This window comes from Pseudoalteromonas luteoviolacea (assembly GCF_021654285.1).
Lineage (GTDB): Bacteria > Pseudomonadota > Gammaproteobacteria > Enterobacterales > Alteromonadaceae > Pseudoalteromonas > Pseudoalteromonas luteoviolacea_J.
Genome location: NZ_JAKFZS010000039.1, coordinates 16,499 through 36,734 on the forward strand (window position 1 = coordinate 16,499; position 20,236 = coordinate 36,734).

The 20,236-nt window shown below is 41.1% G+C and carries 26 protein-coding genes; 13 read left to right on the forward strand and 13 right to left on the reverse strand.

Annotated features, from left to right (window positions below):
• Positions 1-31: 31 nt before the first annotated feature.
• The 7 genes from L1077_RS24465 to L1077_RS24495 form a co-directional block, all read right to left on the reverse strand.
• On the reverse strand, positions 32-856 hold the full coding sequence (locus tag L1077_RS24465; RefSeq protein ID WP_237139420.1) for a formyltransferase family protein: 825 nt from the start codon (positions 854-856) through the stop codon (positions 32-34).
• On the reverse strand, positions 856-1,971 hold the full coding sequence (locus L1077_RS24470; RefSeq protein ID WP_237139421.1) for an acyl-CoA dehydrogenase family protein: 1,116 nt from the start codon (positions 1,969-1,971) through the stop codon (positions 856-858). The genes L1077_RS24465 and L1077_RS24470 overlap by 1 nt, the downstream gene beginning before the upstream one ends.
• Positions 1,968-2,414 carry a type II toxin-antitoxin system RatA family toxin gene (locus tag L1077_RS24475; RefSeq protein WP_237139422.1) on the reverse strand — a complete coding sequence of 149 codons (447 nt, stop codon included), beginning with the start codon at positions 2,412-2,414 and terminating at the stop codon, positions 1,968-1,970. The genes L1077_RS24470 and L1077_RS24475 overlap by 4 nt, the downstream gene beginning before the upstream one ends.
• Positions 2,415-2,423: 9 nt before the next feature.
• Entirely contained in the window at positions 2,424-3,647 is a 1,224-nt protein-coding gene (locus L1077_RS24480; protein WP_237139424.1) for an aspartate aminotransferase family protein, read from the reverse strand.
• Between the two features lies 1 nt (position 3,648).
• Positions 3,649-4,662 (reverse strand): SDR family oxidoreductase, encoded by a 1,014-nt coding sequence (locus L1077_RS24485; protein WP_237139425.1) that lies wholly within the window; start codon positions 4,660-4,662, stop codon positions 3,649-3,651.
• A 304-nt stretch (positions 4,663-4,966) separates the two neighbouring features.
• Entirely contained in the window at positions 4,967-6,853 is a 1,887-nt protein-coding gene (locus L1077_RS24490; RefSeq protein ID WP_237139426.1) for a M6 family metalloprotease domain-containing protein, read from the reverse strand.
• Positions 6,854-6,927: 74 nt separating this feature from the next.
• A complete protein-coding gene (locus L1077_RS24495) occupies positions 6,928-7,974 on the reverse strand; it encodes a tetratricopeptide repeat protein (RefSeq protein WP_237139427.1) in 1,047 nt (348 codons plus the stop codon).
• A gap of 688 nt (positions 7,975-8,662) precedes the next feature.
• Between L1077_RS24495 and nudB the strand changes: the two genes are divergently transcribed.
• On the forward strand, positions 8,663-9,091 hold the full coding sequence (gene nudB, locus L1077_RS24500) for a dihydroneopterin triphosphate diphosphatase (RefSeq protein ID WP_237139428.1): 429 nt from the start codon (positions 8,663-8,665) through the stop codon (positions 9,089-9,091).
• Between the two features lie 24 nt (positions 9,092-9,115).
• Here nudB and L1077_RS24505 read toward each other — a convergent pair whose 3' ends face one another.
• Positions 9,116-9,736, reverse strand: a complete 621-nt coding sequence (locus L1077_RS24505; protein WP_063360468.1) for a class I SAM-dependent methyltransferase — start codon at positions 9,734-9,736, stop codon at positions 9,116-9,118.
• A 201-nt stretch (positions 9,737-9,937) separates the two neighbouring features.
• Between L1077_RS24505 and L1077_RS24510 the strand changes: the two genes are divergently transcribed.
• Together L1077_RS24510 and L1077_RS24515 are read left to right on the forward strand one after the other, a co-directional pair.
• The gene (locus L1077_RS24510) at positions 9,938-10,891 is read left to right on the forward strand and encodes a slipin family protein (RefSeq protein WP_063360469.1); all 954 of its coding nucleotides are present in this window, start codon (positions 9,938-9,940) and stop codon (positions 10,889-10,891) included.
• Between the two features lie 3 nt (positions 10,892-10,894).
• Positions 10,895-11,350, forward strand: coding sequence for an NfeD family protein (locus tag L1077_RS24515; protein ID WP_237139429.1), 456 nt, complete (start codon positions 10,895-10,897; stop codon positions 11,348-11,350).
• A 243-nt stretch (positions 11,351-11,593) separates the two neighbouring features.
• Here the strand turns inward: L1077_RS24515 and L1077_RS24520 are convergent, their stop codons facing one another.
• Entirely contained in the window at positions 11,594-11,914 is a 321-nt protein-coding gene (locus L1077_RS24520) for a helix-turn-helix transcriptional regulator (protein ID WP_237139430.1), read from the reverse strand.
• Between the two features lie 165 nt (positions 11,915-12,079).
• On the opposite strand from L1077_RS24520, the gene L1077_RS24525 reads away from it, so the two are divergent.
• From L1077_RS24525 to L1077_RS24560, 8 genes are all read left to right on the forward strand, one after another.
• Positions 12,080-12,412 (forward strand): helix-turn-helix domain-containing protein, encoded by a 333-nt coding sequence (locus L1077_RS24525; protein WP_237139431.1) that lies wholly within the window; start codon positions 12,080-12,082, stop codon positions 12,410-12,412.
• Positions 12,378-12,536, forward strand: a complete 159-nt coding sequence (locus tag L1077_RS24530; protein ID WP_237139432.1) for a hypothetical protein — start codon at positions 12,378-12,380, stop codon at positions 12,534-12,536. The genes L1077_RS24525 and L1077_RS24530 overlap by 35 nt, the downstream gene beginning before the upstream one ends.
• Positions 12,537-12,695, forward strand: coding sequence for a hypothetical protein (locus L1077_RS24535; protein WP_237139433.1), 159 nt, complete (start codon positions 12,537-12,539; stop codon positions 12,693-12,695).
• Between the two features lie 37 nt (positions 12,696-12,732).
• Positions 12,733-12,897, forward strand: a complete 165-nt coding sequence (locus tag L1077_RS24540; protein WP_237139434.1) for a hypothetical protein — start codon at positions 12,733-12,735, stop codon at positions 12,895-12,897.
• Positions 12,898-13,056: a hypothetical protein gene (locus tag L1077_RS24545; RefSeq protein ID WP_237139435.1), complete on the forward strand. Its 159-nt coding sequence runs from the start codon at positions 12,898-12,900 to the stop codon at positions 13,054-13,056.
• Between the two features lie 38 nt (positions 13,057-13,094).
• The gene (locus L1077_RS24550) at positions 13,095-13,262 is read left to right on the forward strand and encodes a hypothetical protein (protein WP_237139436.1); all 168 of its coding nucleotides are present in this window, start codon (positions 13,095-13,097) and stop codon (positions 13,260-13,262) included.
• Positions 13,263-13,838, forward strand: a complete 576-nt coding sequence (locus L1077_RS24555) for a hypothetical protein (protein WP_237139437.1) — start codon at positions 13,263-13,265, stop codon at positions 13,836-13,838.
• Between the two features lie 174 nt (positions 13,839-14,012).
• The gene (locus L1077_RS24560; RefSeq protein WP_237139439.1) at positions 14,013-14,153 is read left to right on the forward strand and encodes a hypothetical protein; all 141 of its coding nucleotides are present in this window, start codon (positions 14,013-14,015) and stop codon (positions 14,151-14,153) included.
• Between the two features lie 38 nt (positions 14,154-14,191).
• On the opposite strand, the gene L1077_RS24565 is transcribed toward L1077_RS24560, so the two are convergent.
• The 4 genes from L1077_RS24565 to L1077_RS24580 all read right to left on the reverse strand — a co-directional run bounded on the left by L1077_RS24565 (position 14,192) and on the right by L1077_RS24580 (position 17,857).
• Complete coding sequence (locus L1077_RS24565; RefSeq protein ID WP_237139440.1) at positions 14,192-15,097, reverse strand: SDR family NAD(P)-dependent oxidoreductase; 906 nt, start codon at positions 15,095-15,097, stop codon at positions 14,192-14,194.
• Positions 15,098-15,217: 120 nt separating this feature from the next.
• Complete coding sequence (locus tag L1077_RS24570; RefSeq protein ID WP_237139441.1) at positions 15,218-16,072, reverse strand: AraC family transcriptional regulator; 855 nt, start codon at positions 16,070-16,072, stop codon at positions 15,218-15,220.
• A gap of 21 nt (positions 16,073-16,093) precedes the next feature.
• Complete coding sequence (locus L1077_RS24575; RefSeq protein ID WP_237139442.1) at positions 16,094-16,591, reverse strand: SRPBCC family protein; 498 nt, start codon at positions 16,589-16,591, stop codon at positions 16,094-16,096.
• Positions 16,592-16,750: 159 nt separating this feature from the next.
• A complete protein-coding gene (locus L1077_RS24580) occupies positions 16,751-17,857 on the reverse strand; it encodes an SGNH/GDSL hydrolase family protein (RefSeq protein WP_237139443.1) in 1,107 nt (368 codons plus the stop codon).
• Between the two features lie 241 nt (positions 17,858-18,098).
• On the opposite strand from L1077_RS24580, the gene L1077_RS24585 reads away from it, so the two are divergent.
• Together L1077_RS24585 and L1077_RS24590 are read left to right on the forward strand one after the other, a co-directional pair.
• Positions 18,099-18,794 carry a response regulator transcription factor gene (locus L1077_RS24585; RefSeq protein WP_039610219.1) on the forward strand — a complete coding sequence of 232 codons (696 nt, stop codon included), beginning with the start codon at positions 18,099-18,101 and terminating at the stop codon, positions 18,792-18,794.
• On the forward strand, positions 18,781-20,118 hold the full coding sequence (locus L1077_RS24590; protein WP_237139444.1) for a HAMP domain-containing sensor histidine kinase: 1,338 nt from the start codon (positions 18,781-18,783) through the stop codon (positions 20,116-20,118). Before L1077_RS24585 ends, L1077_RS24590 begins: the two co-directional genes overlap by 14 nt.
• Positions 20,119-20,236: the final 118 nt, after the last annotated feature.

Sequence of the window (20,236 nt, forward strand, 5' to 3'; positions counted from 1 at the left end):
TTTATTTTCATATAAGTCTCTGTTAAACCCATCATTGTGTACTTTTCTTACCCATGTTACGTAAAACCCATCGCCACTTTATCAAAGGCAAAGTCGTTTTCAGCTCTCGCAACTGTATTCGTGTCGGATATGAAAAGTAACTACTTTGCTGAGATTGATCCCTCGCTTCCACGTGTTGATACTTCAACAACTCTAATACTTGCGCGTATAAAGCCGGAAAGCAGTTACTCACTTGTCTATCTATCTCCAATAAACATGTCGCACCACTCACCTTTATCGCACTTTGAGCGATCACAGGCCCAGCATCAATCTCTTTATTTTCAACCCAATGTGCAGAAATACCATAATTTTCTTCGTTATAAAGATAACTAAACATGATCGGGAACAAACCTCGGCATTTTGGCAAATATGCTGGGTGAAAATTGACTACACCTTGTGTTGCAGAACCAATGATCTCGTTATGTAAAATTTGGTCAAAATAATAAATACTCAGCAAATCAATACTTTGGTTTTTAACAAGCTCAACCACACCGGCTGAATTAATATCTTTTACCTTGATATACTTAATACCCAGCTCGCTACAGCGCTGTTCAATACTGGGCAACACATCCACACCAAAGCATTTCAACAACGGGCGTATTAGAGATAAAAATACCATTTTCACAAAAAGATACTCTGTGAATCCGTACCCTCTAAAGCGCATATTTTTATACGCTTGCGCTAAAAACCCGCCATTTTTTTTAGAATACGGATCACTGGTGATCACCAGTTTTATCTCATCCTTGTGCGTCTCTAACACCTGAAGGATGGCAGGTTGTGTGGCCATATTTTCAATATTGCACAGCGCTATACGCATTACACCATCTCCAACTCTTGACCATCGAAGTACTGATTCAAAGGCCCATACATGGCATGCTTGGCAGGTGGATGAAAATTAAATGCATGTACTACCTGCGCAATCGTCGCAAAGTATCCATTGTTAATGTAATTAATTCCCCCAACTAAACTCAGCGTATTTTGCGTTACATTCGCTAATACGTCTTGCAAGTGGTAGCGCACACTTAATACTTGTGCCAATGTGTCTTGAGTTTGCTCATTCATGTCTGCTGCGATTGCTTTTAACGATAATGCACATGCTTCTAATTGAATGTGAGCCTGTGCCTTATCTGCACCTTGCAATCTGCCAAGCTCACAAGCACGCTCAACTAAACCACATACCATACCTAAGTATGACGCGCAGGTAATGAGTTCAAACCATACAAAACCGGCGACATGTGACTGATAAGCAGACTTTTCATCTACATTCACTAACATTGAATGCGGCACAAACACGTTTTCTAAAACAACAGCTTCACTTTGGCTAGCTTGTAAAAAAGGTGCTTGCCAAAACTTTTCAACCGAGATCCCCTCGCATGCTTTGTGGATCATGGCAACAGCAAAGTAAGGCTCACCGTCTTTAGGTTCAACTTGCACACTGGCAGTCAATAAATCCATGCAGTGAGCTAAACTACACGGTTTTTTGACGCCTGAAATCACATAACCTTTGTCCACTTCTTTGGCGACAATTGAGCTTTTTAAGATACTTTTACCTATTTGCCCTTCACTGAAAGCAGAAGACACCAATAAGTTTGAACGAGAGATCCCTTCTAACATCAAAGACTCCAGTCCATTACCCACTTTCGCCATTTCTTGCAAAGTCGCAATCGAAAACTGATGCATGCCAACAGCAATTGCTAACGATGGTGATGCGCCACCAATGGCCATTTGCAATTGCACGGCTTGCCAAGCATCCAGACCTTTTCCACCATACTTTTGCTTCACCAAGGTAGGTGCACCACCTGTGTCTCTGAATATATTGATGGCTTGGCTTTTCTCATCTTCTAGCGCGTCAAAGGGGGTTTCGGCCAAATAATTTGCCAATTCTGGCAACGTATCGCGCAGCAAATGCTGCGCGTTTTGGAATGTACTCATGCAACGGCCTCTTGCTGGCTGGCGAATAGCTCGCTCAACATTTGCTCAACATTTTGCTTGATAGCAGATTCCGCAATTGGCTCTAAAATATCCGCAAGCGTTGGGATCCCCATGCAAAAACGCGCATCAAATGTCACTGTGCATTGGCCTTCTGAAAGAGCTTCAATAGACCAAAACCCTTCAAAAATATCTGCATCTCCTTCTATTTGCGTAAATTCAATCTTCAAGTCATTTTTGTTGAATATATCGCGTTCGCGCCACGACATTTTTCCATCGTGAAAATGCACCAACCAAGTTGACTCAGACTCAGTCTCATTAATCTCAGTCACATCAACGGAGATCACCGCCTGACAATGACTTTCAAATGATTTGAAGTCAGCAATTTTCTCAAATGCTTCTACCGCCGATGCATTAACTGTTTGGGTATATTTTACGTCTCTCATGGTATTTCCTTAAATCTTGTCAATTGCGTTTTCAAACGCGGTATAAAGCTGTGCTAACTGCTCGTCAGTTAAAAAAGCACATGGGGTTAAGCGCACCGTAGACGCATTACTTAATGAGTGGCTCGTCAGGATGTTATGATGTAAAAGTGACAAAGTGAGCTGGCCTGCACGAGCAGGACTACCAACATCAATCCCGATCAAAAGCCCCTCACCGCGCACAATGATTTCCTGCGAAGCACTGTTGTTATGTACCGCCGCAATGCTTTTTAATTTGGTTACTATGTTTTGACCTATCTTGGATGCTCGTTCTGCAATTTGATCTTTAAGCAACACATCAATCGTCGCTTCAGCCGCAGCCAACGCAATCGGAGAGCCGCCAAAGGTACTTGAATGCAGCATAAAATCTTTATTTAACGGTGCAAAAGCAGCTTCTGTAGCAACCACAGCTGCGCACGGCACGACACCACCGCTGAGGCCTTTGCCTACCAGCATGACATCCGGCACTATGTTGTGTTTATCAATAGCCCACATACTGCCAGTGCGAGCAAGCCCAGACTGGATTTCATCACAAATAAATAGACCTTTTGATTGCTCACACAACTGCTTGGCAGTATGCAAAAATTCATAGCTCAGGGCATAAACACCGCCCTCGCCTTGAACAGGCTCAGTAATAAAAGCGACAGGCTCTTTGTGTTTAGCAAACGCCGCTTTTAGTGCCGCAACATTGTCTCGTTCGACAAACTCAACATTGTCAAACAGTGGCGCAAATGGCGTGCGAAATTCATCGCGGTGTGTTACCGACAAAGCACCTAGTGACTTTCCATGATAACTGCCCGTTACGGCAATAATATGTTTACACCCATTGGCTCTGGCGAGCTTCAGCCCCAGCTCTGTCGATTCCGCACCAGAATTAGTGAAAAAGGCATATTGGATAGGCTCAGGACAAATATCTACCAGCTTTTTACTGGCAGAAGCCAAATTTGGGCTCACAAGCGTGCGTGAACTCATTGGCATAATGTCTATTTGCGATTTGACGGCCGCCACAACTTGCGGATGTTTGTGTCCCAAAATAAAGACCCCAAACCCACCAAAGTCTAAATAGGTTTTGCCTTTTTCGTCGACAATTTCAGCACAATGAGCACTTTGCTCTATGGGTAAGCTCATCATGCTAGATAAACGTGCTTTTGAGCGGTTACTGTGCGCCTTAAGTAGTTCGAGTGTTTCCTCTCTCACGTCACTGCGCTCCCGAAAGCTCAGTGATCAAAGGATGCTGATGATCATAAGCAACCAAGTTTTTAGCCAGTGTATGGCGTACATCATAGTTGTAACACTCGCCTGCAACCTCAGCTAGATGCGGTACATCAGATTGAAAACCTTCTGACATATCAAGATATTTTAAATAAATAGACGTTTCTTCAAACATACGTTTAAAGCGTTTTGGCAGTGCCGGCATAAATACGGGTTTAACCAACCTCTCAAAGGTGGTTGGGCTCATTAGCTTAGGCGCTTTGAAACGCACATCATAACGTGATGTGATATCATCATCTTCACCTAGTGTAAGCAAGTCGCCTAGTGTTTTAGCCAAGGTGCCCGCGGTTAACCAAAACTCACCTGACAGCTTTTTATCCACTATCGTCAAAATACATTTAGCGACAATATCGCGGGGGATCACATCAACCAATGTGTTCGCATCTCCAGGGACTATCGGGATAACTTCCTTGGTGGCAAGTTTAAGCATGTTATGTAGCCCTTGCTTTTTAGGCATCAAACCCAGTGCGCTGTCGCCAATGATCACAGATGGACGAACAACTGTGATGTTATCGCTGAGGCAAGCTTCTGCTTCGCGTTTGCTTTGCTCATAATTATTAAAATCATGACCATTTCGACCTTTTACAAATGCAGTGCTTATATGGATAAGCGGTACGGTTAACTGCTCAGACAACTGGATGGCGTGTTTAAGACCCGCCACATTTATCCCAGCTAACACATCTGGATCGGCGGTAAAGTCTGTCAGTGCCGCGCTGTGCACGATACAATCTATACCTTCAAGTTGAGCTATTTGCTCATCACTTAAGCCAAAATTGGCTTTACGGATATCACCCTGAATTTGCTGACTTACCCCTTGAGGCAACTCACTAAAAGATCGTTGATTTACTAGAATAACAATCTCATCATTTGGTGATAAAAGCTCTATCATTGAGAGCCCCACGACCCCAGTCGCGCCAGTCAATAAAAATCTACGAGACATAATTACTCCTTAATCAATTTGTGTGTAAAAAGCACGCTATATACTGCAAAGTCCCCCTTACAGGTAATAATGATAATGATTTTCAATTTCAGATCAAACAAATATTTTACTAAATTTTAACTTGCGAGATTCGTTTATGTTAATCACTGCAAATAAAACAGCGCGTTGCGGTGATGTAAGAGAGATTTAACAGGGAAATGTGCACAAAATATTGAAGAGAAGTTTTTGTTGATGAGGATTTACAAAGTGGACCCCACGCTAAGCATCTGATCCACTTGTGATTGTGAGCTTTTACACTAAGGCATTACTTATTAACAATTAAAGTGTAATCACCTGCGCCTGAATATGAATACACAACTATGCGATAGTATCCATTTGCAGCACTATACGAAATTGACTCAACTGATGTAGGTGTTTCTGAGATTGATACTTGTGTCCATCCCCCACCTTGCCAGCGCTCAAGTTTCAAGTCAAAATCAGCATTGCTTGGGCCTGTTAAATCAAGGGATATAGTGCCACCAGCATATTGAAACCAACTACCATTAGGTTGAATTTGCTGTGCTTTATTGCTAAGCGTCCCGCGATAAGTTTCACCTTTAGGCGGCTCAACAACAGACGATTCAACGGTAAACGAAATGGTTTTAGCTGGATCTGAGATACCAGAAATAGAGAGCCCTGAATCAGAGCCATTCCACCAAAGTGAATTAGTCCCTTTTGAAGATAAACTGTTTGGATATAATTTACTAAACTCCCCATTTGCTATAAATAGGTCGGTACCGTCACCTCTATTGCGCTTATTCTCAGGGTCACGATTGCCATCAGCATGTTCCATTTGGATATAAGGGTACCACTCATTAGAGTTGCTTCCTCTCGAATCGACATGCCATATCGCTAATCCCTGACCGGGCTGTTCAGAGTTTTGACCTGATTGGTGGATAGCTTCGATATAAAATGCCTCGTTACGATTACTTGGATTGGTCCATTTATAGGATGTATGCGCACCTGAGGTATGCGTAAGCACCCCTTTTGGTGCATTCTGATCGACCGCAGGGTTTAACTCAGTCACGGTATCCCATCCAGCAATTGCTCTGAAATGTGCAACAGGCGGGGTCGGTTTAAATTTATTCGTTGTGCCAATCGCACCAAATCCCATAACACCATAACTAGCAACAGAGCCATGAGAACTGCCATCGTAATCGTATAGATCAGGCCAATTAGTGATCAAGTGCCCCGACTCATGCACAAATGTACCTATGGATAAACTGGCACGCATATCCGTAATTTGATATCGGTCAGTACACACGCCATCGGCACAAAATCTTGGGCTCAACCTCGCCATATGCGGCCACAGCCCTTTTGACCATGAGCTATCTGAATTACCCGCGTAAAAAATATTGAGGCCGCGTATTTGATTGCTGCTATTGGTAGATAATGTTGAAAAATCAAACCCCTGTTGGTATTCAAGCCAATCTAACGCTTCTTTAATCAATTCTTGAGAGCGTACAGTCGAACTTAAACTTGAGTCTGCATAATAGGCTTTATTTTTTTTTGCAGTGTAATATGCAGTAACTGTATTAGTGTAATCTAACTTGTTATCAGATACCTCAAGAAAGTAACCTCGAACAGATTGGGCATTGCCAAATTCGGTGTAGTTTTGATCATTCAAAAAGCGTTCAACCTGAGATTTCGTGATGCTGCCGCGCTCATCAGGAAAATCAATAATAATGGTTAACCCTTTGATCTGACCAGTTACTTGAGTTTCAACGTTGGCACTTTGTGTACTCAATAAAAGCGGGCTTTCAATCGCGGGTAATAACTCATCTTGCTTTTGAATAACCAAATTTTGAATGGCCTCTGCAGATAAGCCAGCCTGTGTGGTGATGTCAAAGTGTGTAACCTGCTCTCCTATATGTCCTTTATCAGATACAAGGATACCGAGTGACTCAATATCAGTGCCAGCTTTATTGACTAACGCATACGACAAACCACCTAAGCTTTTATCGTAAACAACTAACCTACCATCATGTGCTCTTTGCTCTGCATAGTAGGTGTTGCCATGTAGAGTAATGGATACAACCTCTCCATTTGGTTGAGTATATTGATATGTCTCATTGTGGTATGGAATCGCGGCGTAAGATAAGGTGGGTGCGATTAAAGATGACAATATCGCTACGTGTTTAATTAACTTCATTATAGTTTCCTTTACATATTTTCCGAAATAGGAAACTAAATTATTAATCAAAATTTAACCAATGACAATTTATATTAACGATTGAAATAGTGATTTTTTGCAATTATTCTAGTTGTGCAAAGTCTTTCCAGCTTGACCCGAATGCCATTGGGTTCTTGTACTGACTTGATATCCGGTGTTTTTTCAAGTTGACTAAGAAGTGTGCTGCGTAATCTATCGTTTTGAAATAAACTCGAATAATAAGCCAAAGACGGCCCTAGTTCACTCTTAAGCAATAGTGGGATTGTATCAATTAACGTTGAGATTCTCTTTTCAGATAAAGGAGTATCATAATTCAGGTGCTCATTGAGATAAGTTTGCCACATGAAAAAAAACTTAAACATATCTTGCCCGCTCTGCTTCACTTCTAACGCAACAGATGAGCGGTAGCGTTCAAAACTCGGCCAATCGCCTAAAAATATTTGGGTATTTAGCAAATTAAGTCCGGTACCGGCCGCATAACCCGACTGCCCAACTTCTGAATGATAACGAAATGCTCGAATATACATAAGTTGAGCATGACGATATTTCTTTTGATCAAAATAAATATTACCCAAGTTATTTTTTATATTGGCAACTATTTCCCTGTCTTCGGCGAGCATCAAAGATTCATTCAAAATATTTTGCGCTTTTGCTGGCTGCCCACTGTATCGATACACCACAGCCATGTTATTCGCCACTCTGGCAAACTCTTTTGGATCAGCAGCATAAGATATAGCACACTCGTTTAAGATCTCTGCATAGGCATAGTCGTGAATTCGCCTGTGATAAATGGCGACAGCGGTTACAATATCAAGTTCAGCCCCCTCAACCGTTTCTTTCCACGGGTCACTTTCAAGCACAGCCACAATATGCTGGACAACATCTGCATCATTTACTCGGACACCCGCCTCTAAACCAGCAAGATATAAATCAAGTAGCCCTCGGCTTGGCTTTTTAGGCAACCTAGACTTTACAGTACGAAAAACCTGCGCGGCGTGCTGCGGATTTTTACTATTGAGTTCTTTTAATTGATTGAGGGTCATGAACATTTCGCTCGGCGACATCACAACAACCACAGATAACCAAAATGCTATAAACATAATGCCAGTATTTTATTTCAGTCCCGTCTAAGCATGGTATAGAACATAATGAAATCCAAGTTAAGTTAAAATTTACCTAGTACTGCAGCGCTTGTCTGAATGCCAGTTAAGAGCCAATAAATCAGATACTCAAAGCTGTAGAATCAAGGCCGATAAAAACAATTATTTAACAAAAAGAAATTAAAAAACACTCTACATATAAATAGATAAAACAAAAACCACTTTAAATCATAAACTTAAAAACACGCAAATTTTACCCATTAAAGGTAAAAAACACAACAAACCTACAAACCTAATACATAGTCAGCTGTAATTGTTAGGTTTTTAATTTGCGTATGAATAAACGCATAAAAGTGCAATATTTATAAACAAAAAATACAAAATTAATACAAGTACAAATTTTTGCACCAAAATAGTTTACATTTTGAATACATCCATGTAGGATGAAGTTGTTCCTTTGGAGACACCACTTAATTAAGTGGCTCCTAGAACTCCCGAGAAGTAGAGCTTACTGATAAGGATGTTGGTTTATTGGGTATTTCCTTGGCAAAGTTTATTGCTATTGGAGATTGGGCAGGCGTTTGGCCTGCCTTTTTTTTGTCTTTTTTATAGGTAAGATGCCCAAAAGTTCACGCTTGTACGTATCACTTGGTATAATAAATTGGTACTTACACCTATGGAAAATATAATGTTACGCCAACCGTTATCTGTCCTTGTCGTTATTTACAATCAAAGTAAGCAATTTTTAATTTTACAAAGAAAAGATGACCCTGATTTTTGGCAGTCTGTAACAGGCGGTATAGACAGAGGGGAAGAGCCGCTCACTACAGCGTATCGAGAATTAAAAGAAGAAACCGGTATAGACGCCCATGCTTTGGGCATCAAAATTAAGCAACATAACAGCATCAATCAGTATGAGATCAGGCCTCAATGGCGCCACCGGTATGAAAGCAACGCCAAAATAAACTCAGAACATGTGTTTAGTGTTTGCGTCCCGAATGATGTGCAAGTCACCTTGTGTGATGAAGAACACACTGACTATATTTGGCTAAACCAACAAAGCGCAGCCAACAAAGTGTGGTCGGCGAGTAACAAAAAAGAAATCCTTGCTATCTAAAACGCGTTATCAGCCTACTCATCATTAAATAGGCTTAAATAGTAGAGTTTGCCATCTTGTATGCACACGACCTTGCGCATCAGGCTCTTGAGCAGTGGTGAGCTCTAACTCGAGATCTGCACTGTGCGCCATGATAGATAATGTGTCGATGTCTATATTCGTCAACCCACGCTCTTTCAGATGCGCACTGTCATTACAGTGCCTTAGTTTCACTATCAATAACCCTTGAGGTTTAAGCAACTGCCTAATTGTTAAGAGTGCTTGAACACAAGCGCTATCATCTAGATAGTTAAAAACTGAGCTGACCAAAATCACATCAAATGCTTCAAATTTCTTTTTTACCTCGTATAGGCATGGCAACTCATCTCTAAGCCATACAATGGGTAAATCTCTCGTGTAAGCTTGACCTAACCTATTGATTGAACTGACGGGTTCTACTGCAACAACTTCGGCGCCTTGGCTCTGTTCGACTATGAATTTTGCATCCCTGCCCGCACCAGCACCAATATCCAGAAATTGTAACTTTTGCCGGTTAAAATAAGGCGTTAGATGAGTTAGCCAATTTGCATGCAATGATTCGAAACTGTCTGACTGATAGAGCTTGGCTAACTTAAGTGCATTCTGCTCGTAGTACTGCGCGGTCAATGTCGATACCTCAAAAAATATGTTCTGCTGTAGTATCTAGGATAGGTAATTTTTATAACAAAATAATGACAAACAAGCGCGTACACTTGTTATTTTCTGCAGAAAAATAAGTATAACTACATCAGCCTAAACAGTTAAATTTAACTCTTACCGACATCGTGTTATGGTATAGATAAGACTATTAATAAGGAATGTAACTTTATGGATCCAGTCACGACAATACTGAACTTTTTGTTCACCATCGAAGCTGTACTGCTAATTTTTGTCATTTTTATCTTAAAAGGTTCAATTAAATTTGTACCGCAAAATCGCGCTTGGATAATTGAACGTTTTGGTAAATATCAATCAACCAAAGAAGCCGGTTTAAATTTTATTATCCCTTTTATCGATCAAGTTGCTGCCGATAGAAGCTTGAAAGAGCAAGCGACCGATGTGCCTTCTCAATCAGCGATCACCCGCGACAACATCTCGCTTGTGGTTGACGGGGTACTCTACTTCAGAGTCCTTGATCCATACAAAGCAACGTATGGTGTTGATGACTATGTTTTTGCGGTTACTCAATTAGCACAAACAACCATGCGTAGTGAGCTAGGTAAAATGGAGCTGGACAAGACGTTTGAAGAACGTGACATGCTCAATACCAATATTGTAACAGCTATCAATGCAGCGTCTGAACCTTGGGGTATTCAAGTCCTTCGTTATGAAATTAAAGATATTGTGCCACCAAATTCTGTGATGGAAGCCATGGAAGCGCAAATGAAAGCTGAACGTGTAAAGCGTGCGCAAATTTTAGAATCTGAAGGCGACCGTCAAGCCGAAATCAATGTTGCTGAGGGTAAAAAACAAGCACAAGTATTAGCCGCAGAGGCTGAAAAAGCCGAGCAAATTCTCAAAGCAGAAGGTGAAGCAAAAGCCATCATAGCCGTTGCAGAAGCACAAGCTGATGCACTTAAAAAAGTCGGTGAGGCAGCCAATACTGAAGAAGGCCAAAAAGCGATTCAACTAGACTTAGCTACCAAGGCAATCTCTGCGAAAGAAGCCATCGCGAAAGAGTCTTCCGTCGTGTTACTTCCTGACAATGGCACTGATGCAAGCTCTCTTGTAGCGCAAGGTATGTCTATAATTAACACATTAAATAGCAAGAAAAATGGGTAAGTTATGACGTTTATAACTGACAATCTACCCCAAGCACTGATCATCTTTGGCCTAGTTGCACTTTGCATTGAAGTCATTGTCTTGGGGTTTGCAACCTTTGTGCTGTTTTTCTTAGGTTTGTCCCTTATCACCAGTGGCGTATTCATGTACTTTGGGCTCGTTGAGCCAAGTTTGTTAAATGCCGCATGGATAAATGGTGTGCTGACAGCCTTGCTTGCTGGTGTGTTATGGAAACCACTAAAAGCAATGCAGTCACAACAAGATAGCAAAAAAGTAGACAGTGACTTTGCGGATATTAGTTTTACGCTAGAGCAAGACTTGAATAATGAAAGCCCAGCCTTTTATCAATATTCAGGTATTCAATGGCAATTGAAAAGTAAAACGGAAATTGAAAAAGGCGTGCAAGTGAAAGTCGTCGAAAAATCTGTAGGCGTTCTTTGGGTCGCACCTGCTGAATAATATTACGCTACTGAATAACGCAAAAAACATCGCCCACTTATTGTGGGCGTTTTTATTTATTTAACAGCAAAGCACTCAATCACCAGCAGCGCGTTGTCTTGAAATTTAGTGTATCTAAGCCCGTAAACACATAATGCTGGGCACTTTACCAAGCCGCAGCATTATCTCGACCATAAATTATCTTCAGGGCTTATTTTTAATAATTATTTTCTCAGCTCTATTTAGAGACTATTAAAGATAATTCTAACTCGCTTTAGGTAAACTCATAATCCCGGATAAATCACACTCAACATAAAAGTCACAGCCAAAAACGAGAATTAGCTCATAAGCAAGATCTAAAGTCATAATCGTTTTACCACTCTCAAAATTGCTGATAGTCGCCTGATCGACACCCAGAATATTACCCAGCTGCCTTTGCGTTAAGTTTTTACTTTTTCTTAATCGACGAATTGATTTTTGCATATTAGTTTTAAACTGCGAAACACGCATTTGCCTAACAGGCCTGTTGTGTATAAAGCTTTTATTCGTTTTGGTGTTAGATTCGATAACATATTCAAGGGCCATGATGATTTCCTTTCAAACCTTATAAAATAATGAATAAACATAATTTAACAGAACCCGTGTTCCAGAATCTGGACAACTTACTCGTAATTACCACAACCAACATTTGTTGATAAAACAAACACAGAAAGTTAATATGCATTTAATTATTAAAGTGGCGTTTAGGTTATGGATGAAATTGACCCGTTTAAATTCGGGGAAAAGCTGAGGCACTTTGTAAGGAAAGAACTCATTGCAAAACAAGGCTCTGTTTCAAAAGGCTGCAAAAAAGCGGGTGTATCACGCAGTACAATGAACAACTATTTGAATGGGACTTCTGAGTTTCCTCAAAGCGTGTTAACTAAGTTACACAATGGGTGTAAGATAGATGTGTATGGTTTTTTGGCCTCCATGGCTGGAGTTGCTGGAAAATACAATAATGCTTGTATCAAAAAAGACCCCGAATTTGAGGCCTCTGATGAAAAACATGAAAATAAACCACAAACACCTGATCAGAAATAAAAGTCAGCTAAAACAGGTTTGTGCTGGCAGAAACCCAGGTAAAGGCTCTGGACCTAGACAGCAAAGCGTAGCCATTGACTACCCGTCAGTAACGATTATTCCAGATGATTTCCAAGGAGGTTGAGTGAAACCATTTACCAAGTTATTGCTTATCTTTATCGCGGTTGCTTTTGCCATTTACAACATGAAATCGCCAACTTATGAAGGAAGTATATTTATAGCCTGTTTGGCTTTTGCTTCTTATAAAACGGCTCATGGCTGGAGTTGCTGGAAAATACAATAACGCTTGTATCGAAAAAAAACCGAACTAGAGACCTCTAATGAAAAACATGAAAATAAAACAACCGATTAATAATAATGATCAACTTAAACAGGTTTATGCTGCTGGAATGACCTCCGGTAAAGGCTCAACGCCTAGGCAACAAAGCGTAACCATTAACTATTCGCCAATAATAATTATTCCAGATGAGTTCCAAGGAGGTTGAGTGAAACCATTTACCACGCTATTGCTTATCTTTATCGCGGTTGGTTTTGCCATTTACAGCATGAAAACGCCTATTTATGAAGGAAGTATATTTATAGCTTGTTTGGCTTTTGCTTTTTATAAAACGGCTCATGGCTGGAGTTGCTGGAAAATACAATAACGCTTGTATCGAAAAAGAACCCGAATTAGAGGCCTCTGATGAAAAACATGAAAATAAAACGAAAACACCTGATTAACAATAACGAGCAACTTAAACAGATATGTGCAGGAGTTAATACAGGTAAAGGCTCTGCACCTAAACAGCAAAGCGTAGCCATTGACTACCCGTCAGTAACGATTATTCCAGATGATTTCCAAGGAGGTTGAGTGAAACCATTTACCAAGTTATTGCTTATCTTTATCGCGGTTGCTTTTGCCATTTACAACATGAAATCGCCAACTTATGAGTCAACCATATTTATAGCCTGTTTGGCTTTTGCTTTTTTTAAAACGACTCATTTGCCAAAAATGAGTGTATTCATTTTGTATATTTTAATATTGACGATAATGGAGCTTATAGCAGCAAGCCTATTAGATAACTTTGTCTACGGGCAGTATACAGGCTTTACGGAAAACACCTGGTATTTTTCCACTTCAATCGTATTCGATGTATGCCTTTGTTTATACTGCAGAAAATCTGCCATTTATTTTTTAAGAGAAGAACCAAAGCTATTTGATATGGCAAACAGCTTATTTTATGTGTTTATGCTTTACCTCTTTGTAGACTTATACGCATTAGGTGAAAACTTCGTACGTAATTTGGATAAGCTTGGGTTCCCAGAAGAACAAGTAAGCCACCTTTGGGGAGTCACACATATGTATTACAATATTGAAATTTACAAATCTATTTTAATTGGTTTAGCTGGCATTTGTTTGTTCGCCAGTGTATATGCTCACCGCTAAGAAGAAGCACTCTCAGTTGAAAAAGAGTGAAACTAACTAAAAAACACGATTAGCTCTTATTTTATTTCTGAGTTGATGATTATTTTAATAGAGAATGGCATCACATTAAGTTTACCGAATAATCCACTTCAAAGGCGCAATTTTTGCGCCTTAAAAAAGCATGAAGGACTAACTATGCAAAACGCAAAAATAAAGCAACAAAAACAGCCAATTAATAATAAAAAGCTACTCATACAGATCTTTGCAGGCAGTAATTCAAGTAAAGGTTCTGACCCTAGACAGCAACGCGTTGGCGAATACATCCCTGCAAAATAACCTTCTACACATTGCCCACTCATTGTGGGCGTTTTAGTTTATTTAACTGTAAATCGTTCAATCGCCAGTAGCGCATTGTCTTGAAATTGTGGGTTATCTACATGATGCTGCGCACCAAGTGCGCCTGTTAGTCCTTTTTTACTGGCGTAAAACCGACCTGACTCTAAATTTGCATCAAATATCGCCGTTAAGTAACGCGCTGCGCCTGTCTCAACTCGGTGCACTTTGCCAAGCCACAACATGACTTGCATCATGCCTTTCATTGCATACTGTTTGATAAACGGAAGTGTGTTAAACCCTTCAGTGCCTTTGGTCGCAGCTGGGCTCATGGTTACAAACCTAACATGAGGGTGACGCCTCGCCATTGCCGACATCCACAGCGCGCCCATGTATTTGATTGGGCCATAATGTGCTGTGGCATCTTGGTTTTTTGCAAACGCAGAGCCATCACAGATACGCATAAACTCCTCAACAGATGAAGTGCTTAAGTTAGGTCTGGGCATGCCCATTTCGGGTACTCCTCTGGCAGCCTCAGAGCCTGCATAAACAGCGACTTGTGTCAGCTTGCCACACTTTAAAAGCCTCTCTGTTAGTACGCTATGGCCAAGTAAATTCACCGCGAAGATCTCTGTCACGCCAGCACTATTAATTGCCGAAAAACGCTTACCCCCTGTGCCACCAGCGTTCATAATGAGCGCATCTACACTCTGCGGTAAATCATGTACAGCGCGCTCAACAGAAGCGATGTCACTGACGTCTATTTCGAGCACCTCAAAAATATTCCGCCCTGTGATTTGCTCCAGTTCTTGTTGCGCCACAGCGGCTTTGTGTTTATCTCGACAGCCTAAATAAACCACTTCGACCTCTGGGCGTGCTGCTAGCTGTAAAGCCGCTTCTTTACCTAAACCTGCGTTTGCACCTGTAATTAAAACACGCTTAATCATAATAACCCCTTTTCATTTAACAACATCAAAACTCAATGTGGCTAGATTAAATGAAGCGCGAAAAGCACTTTTGATATTTTTTGCTGTATTTAAAATTCAGGCATAAAAAAGCCTGATAAATCAGGCTTTGGGTTTTATTGGAATATTTAAGTAAATCTTATTGTTTGGATCTGCATCGTTAAAATTTGCAGGCAGTAATTCAAAATCGGGCTTATTAGCGTACTCATACTTACTTTTTGGCAACCAACTACCCCAAATATAACGCAAGGTTTCTTCCATTTTTGCAATCGGTCCTATGTGAGTGAAGCGCGCGTAGGTTTGTGCAGCTAATTCACGGGTTATCAAACCCTCTGGGACATCATCAAAGTTTTCAACTTGTGCTGAGCAAATATAAACAAACCGAGTTACCTCTTCCGACTCTTCATAATTTTCATAAATGCCAAAAAAGTCACTGCCAACACGATTAGGGATTTTATCCCGATAGGGTCTAAACCCTGACCATAACTTAGGTAGGCTTAAGTCTCCATCATCATACTGAGTGGCGATGCCAACAATTTTCATCGCAGCTTGCTCGATTATCTCAGGCTCCATACTTAAGTTGTTTTGTAAAAAAGCGAGATCTTCTTGGCTTACCGGCTTTTTATATAACAACCTAAACGGCTCATTTATTTTGCGATATTGCGCTGGCGTCATATCAAATAAGGCCTTAAACGCGCGGGTAAATGCCTCTTGTGATTCAAACTGGCACTCTATGGCCAAGTCTAAAATACCGACATCGTCCATGAGTAATCGTTTTGCAGCAAGCGTTAAACGCCTTTTGCGTAAGTACTCTTTTGGTGTATCTCCAACCAAAGCTTTAAACACCCTACTGTAATGGTAAGTTGAATAATGAGCGGACGTCGCTATTTCATGCACACTGATTTTGTCGTATAGATGCGCTTCTATGTACTCAATACTTTTAAAAAATCGGTCCATCTCATACCTCATTAATAATAATTACGCTTGTGCCGTATTTGCTTTGAGCACATGTGACTCAGCATACCTTTTAAGACCTTTGAGTAGTTTGCCAAACGCCACGGGAAATACCAGCCTTAACAATGGGTAAAATGGATAAGCAAATAATTTAAGCACAGGGGAAGCAACCCAAATTACTTCTGCTTGGTTTGGACCAAGTGCACGCACAGACATGGATACATGGTTTTGCTTAATTGGCACAATTTTAGGGTTATTTACGGGCAACACATCAAATGCCAATTGCTTTTTTTGCTCATTAAAGTCGGTGATAACTTCTTTGACTTTCGCGCCATTAGGATCGGCGTTTAAATCACAAATACGCCCTTCCATCGGTGCACCTGTTTTGCTATTGCCACGACCCATTGCCACAGAGTTAGGAATAGGTCCCATCCATAAGTGGGCTTTATCAAACTCATGGGCAATCAAATGCCAAACTTGCTCTGCGGATTTATTGATGATGATTTTTTTAGTTACTTTCATAAGTACACCTGTGTATGTTGCGTTGATAGGTGTACTTTAAAAAATACCGACTGTGTTTTTTTGATATTTCTTGCTGTATCGACTCACTAAAATAGCAAAAACAAAAAACCTACCCTTTATGCAAAAGGTAGGCTTATGTAAAATTGCTTTAAATCGCCTTTAATCTAACAAGTCATTCGAATTGATAAACGCAGACAGTTTATTCGCGATATCAGTATGTTCTGCCTCAGTCGGATGCCAAATACACCCCTCTAATGGCGATGAAAAAGTGTGCGAGTACAACTTATCAATCCCCTGCTCTTCAAGCTTGGCTTTTGCCTCTAATGTAGCAGGAATAATGAAATCATAGGGGTAAGCGGGTCTTGGCATAAATATAATGGGTGCATTCGGGTAACGATAACGTACCTTATTGACGAACTCGACCATGGTAGAGATCCAGTCCGCTTTGACTTCTTCAATGGTTGCCCACGGTTCATGAGGCTGCGGATCTGTACTGAAATCGTTCGTGCCCACCTCAATCACAACCAAATCAGGATGTGTATCTTCATAAGCTTTATTATCGCCAAATACCGCTGAGACTTTGTCTAAATAAGTACGAAGGTCATGATGCGGATCGTTACCGCTCCAATTTCGAATTAAGCCCAGCCCTGAATAAGATACTTGTGTGAAGCTGGCTTCAAGCATAGATGCTGTCAAATAAGGAAAAGCCACTCTAGCATTACTGCTATCAACTATCTCCTGCCAAGTGCACTGGCGTTTAGTAGACTCACTGCCAAAACCAGCACTAATTGAGTCTCCGACAAATAAAATATGTGGTTGCTGCTGCCAAATCCCCTCTAAACGGCCATCCGTTGAAAAGCTGAGTATTTTGGTATTGTTACCATAGTTTTCCCAACGTTTGACGATTTCAATCTCGACCATTTTGGCTTCTTGCTGTGTAAAAACAACATGCTCTTCAAAATTGCCATTTGCATTGGTCACAATTTTTTTATGTAGCTGACCGTCCACCAATACATCAAACTGATCGCCATAACCTGCTAATGTCACCTTCAGTGATTTGCCTACCAACTTAGTTTTGAGTTGCGTGCCCGGCCAGTTAAACTCAACCTGACCTTTACTATAATGCTTGCTGACTCGCCCTTCATAAACAATGGCATGGTGCGTCGCTTGATAGCTTTTTGCAAACGCGGTGCTGGACAACAGCGCACTGCTGCAACTGAGAAAAGCCACCAACAGTGATAACTTAATAGATATTAACCTTAACATGTGTCATTCCTTAATTTAGTTTGTATCCGAGACTGTATTTCAACATTACATATCAACATGCAATGCACACAGTGCCCGCCAAATTAGTCACGCATTAAGTACCACCCTCAAATACAGCCTATTTCATTTGAAAAAAACTCATACAGCAAACATCTGTTCACAATTCGACCTAGTCACTATTGTATGCACAAGTGCAATAATCTTAAAATACAATCATTCTCATTTTAGAAGACACAGATCTGTGAACAACCGTATTTTAGTCGTAGAAGACGACATTACTCTCAACCAGCAAGTTTGCGCCCTACTTAATAACAGAGGCTATCAGGTAGACTGTCTTCATGATGGAGAACAAGGACTTAGCCAAGCACTCGCAGTAGATTACGACCTCATTATCTTAGATATTCGCTTGCCGAGCATGGAAGGCTATGAAATTTTGGCCCAGTTAAGAAAAATTAAACACACGCCTGTGTTGATTTTATCCGCCTGTGGTGCTGAGCAAGAACGTATAAAGGGCTTAAGCTTGGGCGCGGATGACTATTTATCTAAGCCCTTTAACCTTGATGAACTGGTATTACGCATCGAAGCCATTTTACGACGTGTTCATGCTAGCCACACACAAGCGCAAACGCCCTTTGAAATTACGTTGTCTGACCTACATTTAGACAGACAAAAACAGCTTGCTGCCTATAACACAGAGCCGCTAGACATTACTGCCATTCAATTTAAGTTGTTATGGCAGTTAGCACACAACCATAAAGAGACACTCAGTAAAGCGTTTTTATATCAAAGCGTGCTTGAACGTCAATTCAGCCGATATGACCGTAGTTTAGATATGCACCTGAGCCGCTTGCGTAAGAAGCTCGTTGCAGTAGGGCTCAGCCCAGAGTCTATCACCACAGTGCATGGCAAAGGGTATCGTTTGCATGTTCAATCTTAGAGCATCATATTTTTTACGCCTGTGTGCGTTGGTTATTGCAGGATCTTTATTGCTCTTTGCTGTGATTGACTACTTGGTCAATCACACTGAGTTTAGGATGAGCCAAATTAAAGTAGCGCATCAGCAAGAGCTCATCGCACTGGGCAAGCAAGCGGAGCAATTATATTTGTCAGGAGACATGGCTGCACTCAGTAAATATGTAAAAAACATAGAGCGAGACCATGATACTTGGGCTGCGGTGGTACAGCGCGAACTGACGCCACTGGCAGGCACGCAGCTTCAACAGTACTACCTAGACGAGTTTACACTTGGTCGTGATGTAAGATGGAAAATCCACTTATACTTTGCTCGTAACCCTGTCATGGACATTCCGTTTGCAGATGACAAAACCCACTTTTTGATCCAGTTACCCAGTCACATGCGCCCGGGTAATTATTGGCAAATTGCCTATATTTTGCTGCAATTTTGTGTACCTTTTTTAGTCTTAACCGGTATTTGCTGGCTGTTATATCGCGCCATTATGAAGCCACTCAAACAACTAGAGCAAAGCACCCGCGCTTTTGCCGATGGAGACTTAGATAGCCGTATTGGCGACAAAATCTCTAGTCGCGATGCCGAGTTTACGCAAATTGCAGCCACCTTTGACAAAATGGCTAACTGCACCGCCAATACCATTCGCGCACAAAGGCAGTTTATTGCTGATTTTTCTCATGAAATTCGCACACCGATCGCGCGTATTGAAACCGCGCTGGAGTGCCATAAATCAGGCTTAGATCAACAAGATATGCTCAATCGCGTGACCAAAAACACCCATACCATGCGAGAACTTGCGGAGAACACCTTAACACTCACTTGGCTCGAAAATGAACGCTTCTGCCCACATACAGATACCGAAAACACCCCTTTTGATTTGGTCGACTTAATTGACTGTATTGCTGAAGAGGTGAAGTTCGAAGCCCCTCATTTACAAATTAACCTAGAATTGCCCGACTCCAAAACGCTTAATACTGATGCCAGAGTCCTTGGCCAAGTCATTGAGAATGTATTAAGAAATGCCAGCCGCTTTGCAGAGAGCCGCATCTTAGTGACGCTCGACAATACCACCATTCAAATCATTGATGATGGACCCGGTGTGTCAGACAATGAACTGACTGATATTTTCAAACCCTTCTATCGCAGCCACGGCTATTCACATACGCAGCCCGATAGTGATTCATTCGGTTTGGGGCTTGCTCTTTGCAAACGCCAAATGGAGCGACTCAACGGGCAGATATACGCACAAAACAATTCAGATTCAGGGCTGTGTATCGTCATAGCACTTTAACGATGGTTTTTTAGTCCCTATTACATGCCAATATGTCACTGTAAATGTAACAGTTGTAAAAGTGCTTTGTTTTGGGACAGAACCATGAATAATACACGCGTATTGATAACTATTTTCA